We start from the raw sequence: 12,244 nt of genomic DNA on the forward strand, positions 1-12,244 counted from the left end.
AAGCGCTCTAAGGTGACAATACTTCAGAGCGCTCCTAGCTAGATATATCAACCCTGTTCTTCACACCTAGACCCTCAAACCTAGCTATTCAAACACGGTCACTAAGTGCAGTAACCCGCTCATCAAATACTCGAAACACCTCATCCAAAGCCGCTGTCGCATCATCAAAATAGTCCACTGCGGCAACACTCGGGACAAGCACGAGTACTTTATTCTCTATAGTCCCGAGTAATCTCTTCACTGTCGGGTAATCTGAATGATTTTGTACGGTAACAAAGCGATGAATCGACTGATGCAGATACTTCAATCGAATTCGCTCAACACTGCTACATGCCGCTTTGGCTGCGACACCGGTGCCTAGTGCCCTCGCCTGCCCGACACACTCTGCGACCCTCAATAAATCATTCCATAACAATGCGATGGACTCTCCCTCTTTCTGCGGCAGCTCCGTCAAACGGTAATGCTGGGCACACTCCTCCACTGACTCAAGCAGTGAGGCAAGCAGCTGATTGTGACTAAACAGATTTTGCTCTGCCGACCACTTCTTAAACTGAACGCGAACTCTTGGCCAGTTTTCTTCAACACTGCGCCAGCTGTTGGTATTGCGGACACCATCATCCAAGCGAGCAAGTGTCTGCAGGTGGTTATTGATGTCGCTTTGCAGCGCTGGAAGCCGAGATTGCAATTTGTCGTCTCCACAAAGCACACCATTGGTGATCCCTCTGTGTTGCTGAATCGCCGCCAAAAGCTGTCGAAGTGTGGTTAAGTGCGCCAGTCCCGACTGCCTCACTTTTTGGCTCTTACTTAGCGCGCTTCCCCTTTTCCACACAATAACAACAACGCCCAACGCGACAAAAAGCATAACAACAATAGCTTGAAGATTGGCCATTACTGTATCAATCATTATTCACTCCCTATGCAGTAAGCTTTTCAAGGTGCTCAGCCACCTGAGCATTGTCAGCGGCGGTTTCGGCGTTGCGTTTTGCCGTCACCGCTACCTGCTCCATATTGCTTGATATTTCCTGAATCGCGATCGCCTGTTGCTCTGACGCTGCTGATACGCCAGCAACTTGATCGGTAATCGATGCCATGGAGACTCTCATCTCTTCCAGCGTGTTTTGAGCCACTCGGGTCTGCTCAGTACAACGCGTGTTACCTTCACGAACTTGCCCTATCATTGCTGTGACCTCACTCATGCTTGAGGTCACTTGCTCAACATGGGAGGTAATGGCATTGGCAGACTCATGACTTCGCTTGGCAAGACGGCCGACTTCTTCGGCAACCACACTAAAACCGCGCCCATGTTCACCGGCTCGCGCGGCTTCAATCGCAGCGTTGAGTGCCAGTAGATTGGTTTGCTCGGCAATGTCGCGAATAAACTGTGACATCTCTGAAACGGTAGATAGATTGCTCTCTAGGGTGACAATGCTCTTCGCCGTTGAGCCCACTTGAGACTCCACTTGCGCAACACTACTTTGAACGCTCACAAGCGCCTCATTGCCTTGCCCACAAAGTGTATTGCCTTGCTCAATTGCCTGTAAGGTTTGCTCAATGCGAGTTGAAACGTCCTCAATACTCTGTGAAATTTCCGTTGCGGCTGAAGCAGAAGAGAGCGTCGAGTCGGCCTGCATATCGCTGTCCTTAGCGGCATCAACTGCATTGCTTGCCAGCTCTTGTGCGCAAAACGCCATTTCTGAACGCACCGCTTCCGCTTTGCGTAGTTTTCGGAGCATTAGCTGATGAACATCATCTATGGAATGAAAGCTCGAATAAAGCAGTCCAAGTGATTGAGGAAAAGAAGGTGCCTCACCATGTTTTAGCTGCTGAAGGTAGTCATTGAGCACACGCACCTCTCGATTCAATGTAAGCAGCATCAACCATGACAACATCGTGGTGGATAGCAGTACTAGCCCCCCTGCTAACATGGCGTCGAACGCAAACAGCGCCAACGATGAAAGCAGCACTAACAGGATGAGCAAGTTGAGTATGTTTAATGGTGTTGTACGTAAGATAAGTATCATCTTTCCCCTCCCTGGCTAAAGGCCCACTCTCTTTATGTCTATGATTGAACTGCAACTTTCATTCCAGACAAAAGTTGGCAAGAGAAATTGTATCGATACTGAGCGGCACTAAGGCCTGCGTGAGAATTGACGGTTGCACGTTAAGTGTGCTCGGTTCGGCTAATGAGGGGCATTGCACAGTAAAAGTGCAAAATATTGATAGAAATGCGAACTGAAGAAAATGGCGACCCTAGGGCCGCCATTTCAAAGAAGAACTCAGCGTCAGAAATTACGCTTTTTGTAGGTCTTTAGCAGGGTAAGTCAAAGACATGCCGTCCACTTCAACGCGAACATAGAAACCGCCACTGCTCAAGCCTGTCACGACCATTTTACCAAGATCGATACCTTTTGTTGCAACAACAACATCATCAATAGCAAACATTTTAAACCCTTAATTGGAAATAAGATTAACAGCAATCTTTCTGCGCTATTGAAACAAAAGAAAAGCGAAGGGACTAATCTGATTTTTTGTCGTGTAGACAACGTTTTTTTGTGCATTTTCAAGCAAAAAAACCACCGTAGAAACGGTGGTTTATTAGATTCAATGGCGTCAGATTACAGTGATACAGAGCCGAATGCCTGGTGCCAAACTGTGTGACGGTTTTCACCACCATTCTCTTTCTTACGCTCTTCAGCCAACCAGCAAAGTAGTTCCCAACCGAAGCCAGCAGCAATGATGCCGTCTTTATCTGTTGGGTCAGTGTCTGGCGTATATTCAGCGACATCAGCGCCAACAAGACGAACTTTACCAGATGCCTTCACTTTACGGATGATGTCGTAAACCTGAAGGTGTGTCAGACCAAATGGATCTGGGCTTGAGTTAGAACGACAGAACGCAGTATCAAGAGCATCCAGGTCGAAGGTGAAGTAAACCGGACCGCCATCGCCACATAGTTCGATAATCTTGTCTGCTACTGCATCAACGCCTTGCTCGTATACTTCATTAGTAGTGAAGCCAGTAGTACCAAATGCAATGTGGTTACCTTTAACCAATGCAGTTTGACGACCACGCATACCGATCTGAACGGTACGCTCTGGATCCGCCAGGCCTTCAGAGTACAGTTTTGGCAACCAGTGACCCGAAGTATATGGATAGTCAAAGTCAGCTCGAGTTGACAAGTCATAGTGCGCATCGAAGTGGATAACGCGAAGAGGACCATACTTCTCACCCAGAGCACGCATTGTTGGGTAAGGGATTGTGTGGTCACCACCAAATACTAGTGGCGTACAATCTTTTTCAACAACCATGTGGTGAAGAAGCTCTGTCAGCTGTTCAACTTCAGCTTTCAGCTCGAATTGACCCAGGCTATCCCAGTTACCATAGTCTGAGATACGGCACCACTCAAATGGAATTTCACCATTGTCGCCCACTGTGCCCATACCCATTTTACTCAGGTGGCGTAGACGCTGTGGTGCAAACTTGTGAGATGAACCTGTAGGAGAACACTTTTCGATGCCCATACCGTAGATAACAACATCGGTGTTGTCTAAGTCTTGAGAAAAAGGTGCCTGATAGAAACCAAGATAATCTTTATTGATAAAGCTCATCTGCTCAATACCTTTACCGCCGCCTTGCTCTTTTACACGAGCCAGGTAAGCCGCTACTTCCGGTTCCAGGTTATCTGCAGCAGATACGTTTTCCCAGATGTGCTTATACTTCGCGACTTTCTCCGGGTCAATTGCTGGCCACTTCTTAACGTTAGACATGTTGTTGCCTCTCTTTTCTGTAAGTATGACCATCTTAGCCATACCCAGAAAAAAAAGTAGTAACAGGGGGTATAGTTTACCTGAGTAAACTACGTAAACTGGCCGCTTTACCTTTTATATTTCAGTAAATTGCGTTACTAAGGCCAGTCGGGCATTATCCAGGGTTTCGCTCAACTCTCTGTCCAGAAAAATAGTGTTCAGCAATTGCTCTGCTACCACTGACGCATTAGGCAAGATAGCCAGAGCTTCCTGCCAATGTTGCTCGGCCAACGACTCTTGCTGCGCGACCTTGTAAATGAGCGCAAGCAAAATCGCTTGCAGAGGATTGCCCTCAAAATAGAACAGCTCAATACTGCTGAGTGCTGACTCCATATCACCCAGCTTTACCGCATTCAGTGCATTAGCCAGCTTTAGCCAGCTCGGATAATAGTCCTCTCGCACAGAGATTTGACGTAAGATATTGAGTCCAAAATCGAAGTTACCGGATAGGCAAACCAGCCACCCTGCCGCACCCAAAGTATACGTCGAGCCTGGGTTTAGCTGCATAATGCGTTCTGCACAACCCGCTACACGCTGCGGCTTTTGCGTGAGCAGCGCCCACCAGGCTTGTGCCAGAAGCACTTCGTTATTCAGTGGTGCATAATCCAACGCCTTAGCAACCAAAAGCGAACACTTTTCCTGTGCCTGCTCTAAAGTCACTTCGCCAAACATAAAGGAGTCACAATAGAGCTGTGACAGTATTGCTAACGACTGGGCATCAGAAGCATAAGGACCTGCGACCAAACGTTCAAACAAATCACGAATATCGTGCAACCCCTCACGTGTCATTCGAGTCAAATACTCAAGATAACAAAGGCGAGCCTGATAACCATCAAGATCGGTTAGTCCACCGCGCTTCACTTCGGCGTATTCGTGCAGCGAAATGCACCCGTAAGCTGAACCTACTTTGCTCGCGATAAGCACGACTAGGCGGTCCTGCTCCTGATAGAGCGTAGATTCATCCGAAACACACTCAAATCGTTCACTCCAGACCTGACGCCCCTGTTCAGTTTCACTTAATGTGACGGTGAGTCGTATCTTGTCCCCCACTACACGGGAGGTACCTGAAAGCAGGTATTTTGCATTGAGTTCGGCTTTGATTTCACTTAGAGACGGTTTAGACCTGACCAGTTCATCGACACGTAATGATGATAGAACGGTCAACTGCTCGAACTTAGACAGGGCCAGATTGAGCTCTTGGTGAAAGCTATTCACCATGCTTAATGTTTCCGCCGCCACCCCATTATCCAAGCAGGTAAATGGCAACACAGCAATAGCGGGAGATGCATCCTCAATCACAATGGGAACTGGTACAGTCAATGAGTCGTCAACCAGCTCAAAACTTGGCTGATAACTGCCTTTCGGGAGTGTGATTTTTACCAAGATGTTCTCTGGCTGAGACTGATAATAGGCATCCAGTGATTTTCGCAACTTAGAGGCTTGCATACGGACTATCGGGTCTACTGCCGGATCAAAATCCTCCGCCTTGCCAAATAGCTCAGTGGCAATGGTGTATTGCTTAAGTCTGTCGCCTCTCCCCTCTGAAGTTTGCTCTACTATGTAACGCAAAAAGGATGACAGTTTTGGAGAAGAATGGAAAAGAGAATGAGAGAGAATCTTTTCTAACGTGTTGATTATTTGCTGCTCTGTCGGGGCCATACAAGAAATTCACCTAGTTCCAGTCGACTGTATTCTAGCAGTTTGTCTCTGATAGCCCAACTTCCGTCGTTACCTTATTGACTCACCAATACCTCTGAAACCACTTCATAGCGCACACCAGTATCAGTCAATGTGCTTTCCATTAGTGCCACTGATTTCACCGGATAAGACGCAGGACTCTCGGGTGCTTCTCCTCGGATGGAACCGAGGCAACCTTTGTCCAACAGACATAGGTTGCGCCCCAAAGTAATATGTGGCACATACGCTCGCTTTTCGACAGAAAACCCTTGCTGCAGCAATGCCTGATTAAGCTGAGCCTGCAGTGCCATCAAACTATCATCCTTTTCTACTTTAAGGTGAACAATCGCATGAGAAGGATGACCGAAGTACCCTACCCGACTGGCTCGCAAGTGGGTTGGAATCAAGGTTAGTTCGGAGAGTATCGATAGCAGAGAGTTTACCTGCAGCTCATGAACCTCACCAAGAAACGCCAGAGTAATATGAAAATTGACCGCATTTGTATAACGCCCTTTGCGCGTCACCTTCTTAACCTGCTCCTGAACGCTGATAAGCTTGTCCTTATCACTGGGCATCAAAGTTATCGCAAAGAATAGGCGCATCGGTTGCTCCTGAAGGGTTAACTTTCAATGCCAAACACGGTTTGCAGGCGTTTTACCGCTTCCAAAACCCGGGGTCGGGGCGTAGCGAAGTTAAAGCGTAGAAACGATTCTCCGCCCAAGCCGAACGAATCACCGTGATTTGCGGCTATCTTTGCGCCATCTTGTACTTTTGTAATCACTTGCTGAGCAGACAACCCTGTCCCGCTGAAGTCAACCCAGGCCAGATAAGTGGCTTCAAGAGGCATAGACTTCACACCAGGTATCGCATTAACACCTTCATCAAATAAACGACGGTTCTCATCCAGATAGTCGATCAGTGCTTTGAGCCAGGCTTCACCATGTTCATAGGCCGCCGTTGCCATAAGCATACCGATTCTATTTGGTCCGACACCGGCTGCATTGAGCACCGAAGTAAAGCGCTCGCGCAGAATCGGGCTTGGCACGATCACCGCCCCTGTGAGGGCTGAAGCAATATTGAAGGTTTTGGTCGTCGCGGCCAGTATTACCATGTTGTCTATAAATTGTGGAGCGGCATTGACTGCGTTAACGTGCTTGAAAGGCGGAAATACCAAGTCATGATGAATTTCATCCACTACGAGGACCATCTGATGTCGGTCGCAAAACTCTGCCACCTCCAAAATTTCTTGCTGACTCCAGACTCGTCCACCGGGATTGTGCGGCGAGCAAAGTATCACCATCTTTTCACAGCCATCCAGTCGTGCTTCCAGCGCCGCTAAGTCCATACGATACTTACCATTCGTTTCGACCAGCTGACTCTCCACTACTCGACGTTGATTGGCTTTAATAACTCGTGAGAAAGCGTGATAGACCGGAGTAAATAAAATCACGCCGTCATCTGGCTGGGTATAGGCCTGTACACACAGCGCCGTACCCTGAACCAAGCCTGCACAAGTTACAATCCAGTCAGGTTCGACATGCCAGTCATGACGACGGGACATCCAATGAATGACCGATTGCTTGTAGTTGCTATCGTCTCCGAAGTAACCATTGACACCATTGGTTGCCGCCGCGACCAACGCGTCGTTAACGGCGGGAGGAGCCTTGAAATCCATGTCAGCCACCCACATTGGCAAACCTTCGCTGACGGGCACCCCGAATGTAGACTCCATTTCATCCCACTTCGCCGAATGAGTCCCGACACGTTCTACTATTTCATCAAAATCAAACATTACTACTACCACTATCGTCCCTAATGAGTACAGCCAGTGTAACCTGTTGCATCAAACTCATCTAGCCTGAGAATTGTGGACTACTTACTCCGTTTAGCAACACATGGTCAGCTGTCGATGCCCTGTATGGGGATCAGTGGACTCATCGACGATAGCGAAACCACAACGGTGGTAGAATCCAATAGCGCGACAATTATCTTTATATACAGACAACGACAACGACTCTCTTCTCTTTTGGGCATCCTGAAGCAGGGTCATCCCGATACCGCTTCCCTGAGCCTGTGGCGAAACAAACAGAGCGGCGAGCGTATCGTCTACCAGACTGTAAAAGCCCAGTATTTTGCTCGCTTGTTCATAGACATAGGTTTCAGAGTTGGGTAGGTACTGGTCTCGCATATCTTTAAGGCGCTCATGCCAGAAAAACGGCTCGACGAAACAGTGCGCCTCTACCGATGCTCTCAACCAGATTTTCAGTACGCTCTCTCTGTCTTCACTGCGATATTCTCTGATCATGTCTCTGTTCCAAATCCCTTTTTTAATTTCTGTAAGATGCGAGTCGCTCTTCGAAGTCACTCTATACAAGGTAGGCTGATGCCAACACCCAGTACTGTCTTCCTGACTCTTCCCCATTGATAGGCGACAAATACGCCTTCAATATTAGCCGGAATTTCGACATTGTGGAGCCGGTGAACACTTCGCTGACCAATTTTTGTTCATTTATTGGGAGGCAGAGAGTTTGTCACAAATATACTCGCCAATTGGAATGGCCGATGTGGCCGCCGGCGACGGTGCATTGCAGACATGAAGGCTTCGCGGCGTTTCGGCAAACAGAAAGTCATGAACCAGAGTGCCGTCTTTCATAACCGCTTGGGCACGAACTCCCGTCGGGTAAGGCTCCAGATCGCCAAGTTGAATCGAAGGGCAGTATTTGCCCACCAGCTTAAGGTATCCTCGCTTCCAGTGGGAATTTCTAAACTCTTTGATGCCTGTCCATAGGTGCTTCCAACTAACACGCCAAAAACCAGAATAGGTTAACATCTGCCAACAGTCCGTCAGACTGATATTGACTCGACCATAGCCTTCTCGCTTCCAGCCCTGCACCGCATTGGGTCCCACAGTTACCGATCCATCAATCATTCTTGTGAGATGCACTCCAAGAAACGGTAAGTCGGGATCGGGAATTGGATAGATAAGATGCTTGACGATGTCACGGTGCTTGTCCGCTAACTTGAAGTACTCGCCACGATAGGGGACGATTTGAAAGTCGATTGGGATGCCAATCATGGCAGCCAGTCGATCCGCCATTAACCCACCGCAGGCGACCAGTTGTTTACACTGATAGGTCATCGAGTTGCCTGCATGATTGCAGTGCAGTTCAACACTCTCATTTCCCTCATGCATTGAATTAACCTGAGTCGCCAACACAACCTCTCCACCCAGTGCCTGAAACTCTTCAGACATCTTTGCGGTGACTAACCGATAATCGACAATGCTGGTTGAGGGCACCAGTATCGCGCCAACACCGCTCACGTTAGGCTCTAATGCGTGGAGCTGCTTCTGATCCAGTAACTCGACGTCAATCTGGTTTTGTTGGCAGCGAACGTAGAGTGCTTTCATCCGTTGCTTCTCAGTCTCATCGGTGGCCACCAGCAACTTTCCGCAGTTTTCAACCGGGATACGGTGTTTAGCACAAAACGCCTTGGTCGCTGCGGCGCCGCGTTTACAGAAATCGGCTTTCAGACTTCCTGGTTGGTAATAGACACCAGCATGGATGACTCCGCTGTTATGCCCCGTCTGATGAAAAGCAAGCTGAGACTCTTTTTCGACCACCAGCACCGAGCAATCAGGTTGTCGTTGTTTCAGTTGCCAAGCCGTTGAAATTCCAACGATACCACCGCCTATCACTATGTAATCGTAGAGCCTGTTCATCACGTTTCCCTGTGAAATTTAAGTGCTTACACCACCTTACTCTGAAGCAGAACCAGATGATAGCTCTGGTTGAATCGCTTTCATATAAAGTGATATGGAACCATTATATATCGCCCTTTTTGTTTCTTTATCCACGTCAGAAAACTGCATGGCAAAGGCAAAACCATGTAAGTAATCTGCCAGCAAGTTCACCGCATGGCCCGCTTCTGACGTATCCAGTCCCACTCCTGCGATCACTTGGTTAAATCGTGAAATAAACACCTCTGCCGGACCGGTGGTTTTCATTTTCATCAACGTTTCCAACAGTCCAGAGTACTGCCCCAATAAATTCAGGTAGCTCCAACCCAACTCTGCAATCTCTTCACGCCAGTCGTTTAGCGTTCCGGGCACATAGATCCCTTCAACCAGAGAAACACCTATCGCTTCCAACAACTCATCTTTGTTTTTGAAATAATAGTAAATGGCCATGGCATCAATACTCAGCTCTGTCGCTAACTGCCTGATACTGGGAACCTTTCCCTGCAATTTCATCAGCTGCTTTGCTTTGTCGACAATGACTTGTTGGCTTAGGCTTTGCGCACCTTTAGCTGGACGACCTCGTTTCTTTGGCTTGACAGTCATAATTGTTCCTAGCTAGACTAACATTAATTTCTACAGTGTAGAATAATAGCAAATAAGATGGCTTTTTTAAATCCTGGAGTCTAAGAAATGAGTAACATCGTATACATTGCAACCAGCCTTGATGGATACATAGCTGATAAAAACAACCAACTCGACTGGCTGCATGACGTGCCCAATCCTGATGGCTCTGATTTTGGATTCGCTGACTTCATGGCACGTATTGATGCGCTCGTAATGGGGCGAAATACATTAGAGATGGTTTTAAGCTTCGATTGCGACTGGCCCTACACTAAGCCAGTCTTTGTGCTCAGCAATACCATGACTTCCGTTCCTTCAGGATATGAAGATAAAGTGTTTCTGGTAAAGGGCGAATTGAGTGACGTCGTTGCAGAGTTGAATGCTCAAGGCTTTAACGAGCTATACATTGACGGCGGCGTGACAATACAGAACTTCCTGAAACAAGATCTGATCGATGAAATGATCATCACCACTATTCCTGTGGTATTAGGGGGAGGGATTCCGCTGTTCGGAGATTTGGATAGACCCCTGAAGTTTAAGCATATTTCTGCACAAAGATACGCAGACTGTATTGTCAAAAACCGCTATGTAAGAGCCTGATTCATCCCAAATTACGCCTGCCTCTGTGAGTTGCTTCCAAGTAAGAGGCAGGCCCAAAGCGCTCCGTATTAGCTTTCAAATGAAAGTTTATCACCAAAAGCCTGATTCCAATCCTTATCGAACTGCTCGACAGCAGGCAAAATAGCAGGGTGTGAAAACATCTGCTCAGCGACGTCTAAAGGTAAGGTGATCGCCTCAATCCCCAACGTCATGACCTCCACCGCCTGTTGCACATTTTTAAAGCTCGCAGCCAGAATTTTAGACGACAAACCATGAATGTTGATGAACGTCTGAATTTCCCTGACGACACCCACCCCATCACTGTTCATCGCATCGATTCGATTGACGTAGGGAGCCAAATAGTCCGCTCCACATAACGCTGCCATTATGCCTTGCTGACTGGTGTAAATTGCCGTAGCCAGAACAGAAATCCCTTCTTTTTTCATCAACTTAATCGCTGCCAATCCCTGCTCTGTCGCTGGTACTTTAACGACCATATCGTATGGCAGTTCCGAGAGCATTCTGGCTTCTTCCAACATGCCGTCTACATCTTTGCTGACCACCTGAGCGTGGAATCGAGCGGAATCCCCAAGTACTGCTGACATTTTTGCCAATGTTTCCGTTAACCCTTTGCCTGATTTTGCCACGATAGTGGGATTGGTTGTTACTCCCTTTAGAGGAAAACAGCGATGAAAACGTTCCGTTTCTGCAACGTTCGCTGTGTCTAAATACAATTCGATCATGTTTGCTCTCTCGTTATTTGAACACTCTCAAGACCCCAACAATATAGATCCAGCCTTTTTCTCAGATCTTGATTGAGATCAAAACAAAATTCAAATGAAAGCATTAACTTTCATTTATCGAAACACAAAAGCTTTTAAATTAGAAAGTCGAGGCCAGCATGTATTTTAATATTCAACGCTTCTCAACTCATGATGGTGATGGGATTCGTAGTATTTTGTTCTTAAAGGGATGCAGCCTTGCATGCTCCTGGTGCCAGAACCCCGAGAGTCGCAGCGCCAAGCACTCATTGCTTTTCGATCAGCGCAGTTGCATGACGGAGTGTCATCTCTGTGTGGATGCTTGTAACGCCATCCGTCGTGTTTCAGGCACTATCACCATTAACCGCAAACAACTCGATCAAAATCAGATCATCGCACTACGCGATGTTTGTCCAACTCAGGCACTGACCGTCTGTGGTGAACAAGCAAAAGAGGACGCGCTGTTTGACATACTGATCAAAGATAAGGCTTTCTATGAGCAGAGTAATGGTGGCATTACCTTTTCTGGTGGTGAGCCTCTCTTACAATCTAATCTGGTTGCCTCATTGGCCAGCCGACTTAAGGGCGAGGGAGTCTCAACTGCTGTTGAAACTTGCATGCACGTGCCCTGGAAAAACATTGAGCAAGTGAGTCCTTACATCGATTGCTGGCTGACAGACCTTAAGCACACCAACGAAGACAAATTTTATCAATGGGCTGAAGGTTCACTAAAACGCATCAAAGCCAATTTTCAGAAGCTGGATCGAATTGCTAACCGAATCGTCATTCGTGTTCCTGTAGTACCGGGCTTCAACGATACAGAGCAAGAGCTAAAAGAGATCATTGATTTTGCCGCCGAGCTGCAACATTGCCACGAGCTCCATCTGCTGCCCTATCACACCTTGGGTATTAACAAATATCGCTTACTGGATATGCCATACCTATGTTCAGAGCAACCTTTAAACAATGCTGAGCTATTAAACAAAGCACAGCGCCACGCACAACAATATTCACATATCAACGTGACCGTAAGAGGTTAA

The 12,244-nt window shown here is 47.5% G+C and carries 13 protein-coding genes; 2 read left to right on the forward strand and 11 right to left on the reverse strand.

From position 1 onward, the window contains the following. Positions 1 to 88: 88 nt before the first annotated feature. The 10 genes from C4S60_RS02515 to C4S60_RS02555 all read right to left on the reverse strand — a co-directional run bounded on the left by C4S60_RS02515 (position 89) and on the right by C4S60_RS02555 (position 9,825). Positions 89 to 904, reverse strand: coding sequence for a nitrate- and nitrite sensing domain-containing protein (locus C4S60_RS02515; protein ID WP_103878748.1), 816 nt, complete (start codon positions 902 to 904; stop codon positions 89 to 91). A 10-nt stretch (positions 905 to 914) separates the two neighbouring features. Beyond that, complete coding sequence (locus C4S60_RS02520) at positions 915 to 2,021, reverse strand: methyl-accepting chemotaxis protein (RefSeq protein ID WP_103878749.1); 1,107 nt, start codon at positions 2,019 to 2,021, stop codon at positions 915 to 917. A 268-nt stretch (positions 2,022 to 2,289) separates the two neighbouring features. Continuing rightward, entirely contained in the window at positions 2,290 to 2,442 is a 153-nt protein-coding gene (locus C4S60_RS23615; protein ID WP_128650681.1) for a hypothetical protein, read from the reverse strand. A 173-nt stretch (positions 2,443 to 2,615) separates the two neighbouring features. Continuing rightward, positions 2,616 to 3,767: an arginase family protein gene (locus C4S60_RS02525; RefSeq protein ID WP_160111321.1), complete on the reverse strand. Its 1,152-nt coding sequence runs from the start codon at positions 3,765 to 3,767 to the stop codon at positions 2,616 to 2,618. Between the two features lie 114 nt (positions 3,768 to 3,881). Continuing rightward, entirely contained in the window at positions 3,882 to 5,465 is a 1,584-nt protein-coding gene (locus tag C4S60_RS02530) for a hypothetical protein (RefSeq protein WP_103878751.1), read from the reverse strand. Positions 5,466 to 5,539: 74 nt separating this feature from the next. After that, positions 5,540 to 6,085, reverse strand: coding sequence for an RNA 2',3'-cyclic phosphodiesterase (gene thpR, locus C4S60_RS02535; protein ID WP_103878752.1), 546 nt, complete (start codon positions 6,083 to 6,085; stop codon positions 5,540 to 5,542). A 17-nt stretch (positions 6,086 to 6,102) separates the two neighbouring features. Next, positions 6,103 to 7,275: a MalY/PatB family protein gene (locus C4S60_RS02540; protein WP_103878753.1), complete on the reverse strand. Its 1,173-nt coding sequence runs from the start codon at positions 7,273 to 7,275 to the stop codon at positions 6,103 to 6,105. A gap of 93 nt (positions 7,276 to 7,368) precedes the next feature. Further along, positions 7,369 to 7,788, reverse strand: a complete 420-nt coding sequence (locus C4S60_RS02545) for an N-acetyltransferase (protein WP_103878754.1) — start codon at positions 7,786 to 7,788, stop codon at positions 7,369 to 7,371. A 204-nt stretch (positions 7,789 to 7,992) separates the two neighbouring features. Then, a complete protein-coding gene (gene lhgO, locus C4S60_RS02550) occupies positions 7,993 to 9,204 on the reverse strand; it encodes an L-2-hydroxyglutarate oxidase (protein WP_103878755.1) in 1,212 nt (403 codons plus the stop codon). A 36-nt stretch (positions 9,205 to 9,240) separates the two neighbouring features. Beyond that, positions 9,241 to 9,825 (reverse strand): TetR/AcrR family transcriptional regulator, encoded by a 585-nt coding sequence (locus C4S60_RS02555; protein WP_103878756.1) that lies wholly within the window; start codon positions 9,823 to 9,825, stop codon positions 9,241 to 9,243. A gap of 87 nt (positions 9,826 to 9,912) precedes the next feature. Here C4S60_RS02555 and C4S60_RS02560 point away from each other — a divergent pair, with 87 nt between their 5' ends. Then, positions 9,913 to 10,443, forward strand: coding sequence for a dihydrofolate reductase family protein (locus tag C4S60_RS02560; RefSeq protein ID WP_103878757.1), 531 nt, complete (start codon positions 9,913 to 9,915; stop codon positions 10,441 to 10,443). A 68-nt stretch (positions 10,444 to 10,511) separates the two neighbouring features. On the opposite strand, the gene C4S60_RS02565 is transcribed toward C4S60_RS02560, so the two are convergent. Then, the gene (locus C4S60_RS02565; RefSeq protein WP_103878758.1) at positions 10,512 to 11,186 is read right to left on the reverse strand and encodes a fructose-6-phosphate aldolase; all 675 of its coding nucleotides are present in this window, start codon (positions 11,184 to 11,186) and stop codon (positions 10,512 to 10,514) included. A gap of 158 nt (positions 11,187 to 11,344) precedes the next feature. On the opposite strand from C4S60_RS02565, the gene C4S60_RS02570 reads away from it, so the two are divergent. Beyond that, positions 11,345 to 12,244: a glycyl-radical enzyme activating protein gene (locus C4S60_RS02570; RefSeq protein ID WP_103878759.1), complete on the forward strand. Its 900-nt coding sequence runs from the start codon at positions 11,345 to 11,347 to the stop codon at positions 12,242 to 12,244.

Source organism: Vibrio hangzhouensis (assembly GCF_900107935.1).
Taxonomy (GTDB): Bacteria; Pseudomonadota; Gammaproteobacteria; order Enterobacterales; family Vibrionaceae; genus Vibrio; species Vibrio hangzhouensis.

What these genes read in the sequence shown, in the direction of transcription:
- C4S60_RS02515 (WP_103878748.1), bottom strand. Translation starts at nt 904, where the DNA reads ATGATTGATACAGTAATGGCCAATCTTCAAGCTATTGTTGTTATGCTT.
- C4S60_RS02560 (WP_103878757.1), top strand. Translation starts at nt 9,913, where the DNA reads ATGAGTAACATCGTATACATTGCAACCAGCCTTGATGGATACATAGCT.
- C4S60_RS02525 (WP_160111321.1), bottom strand. Translation starts at nt 3,767, where the DNA reads ATGTCTAACGTTAAGAAGTGGCCAGCAATTGACCCGGAGAAAGTCGCG.
- lhgO (WP_103878755.1), bottom strand. Translation starts at nt 9,204, where the DNA reads ATGAACAGGCTCTACGATTACATAGTGATAGGCGGTGGTATCGTTGGA.
- C4S60_RS02520 (WP_103878749.1), bottom strand. Translation starts at nt 2,021, where the DNA reads ATGATACTTATCTTACGTACAACACCATTAAACATACTCAACTTGCTC.
- thpR (WP_103878752.1), bottom strand. Translation starts at nt 6,085, where the DNA reads ATGCGCCTATTCTTTGCGATAACTTTGATGCCCAGTGATAAGGACAAG.
- C4S60_RS02555 (WP_103878756.1), bottom strand. Translation starts at nt 9,825, where the DNA reads ATGACTGTCAAGCCAAAGAAACGAGGTCGTCCAGCTAAAGGTGCGCAA.
- C4S60_RS02545 (WP_103878754.1), bottom strand. Translation starts at nt 7,788, where the DNA reads ATGATCAGAGAATATCGCAGTGAAGACAGAGAGAGCGTACTGAAAATC.
- C4S60_RS02530 (WP_103878751.1), bottom strand. Translation starts at nt 5,465, where the DNA reads ATGGCCCCGACAGAGCAGCAAATAATCAACACGTTAGAAAAGATTCTC.
- C4S60_RS02540 (WP_103878753.1), bottom strand. Translation starts at nt 7,275, where the DNA reads ATGTTTGATTTTGATGAAATAGTAGAACGTGTCGGGACTCATTCGGCG.
- C4S60_RS02570 (WP_103878759.1), top strand. Translation starts at nt 11,345, where the DNA reads ATGTATTTTAATATTCAACGCTTCTCAACTCATGATGGTGATGGGATT.
- C4S60_RS23615 (WP_128650681.1), bottom strand. Translation starts at nt 2,442, where the DNA reads ATGTTTGCTATTGATGATGTTGTTGTTGCAACAAAAGGTATCGATCTT.
- C4S60_RS02565 (WP_103878758.1), bottom strand. Translation starts at nt 11,186, where the DNA reads ATGATCGAATTGTATTTAGACACAGCGAACGTTGCAGAAACGGAACGT.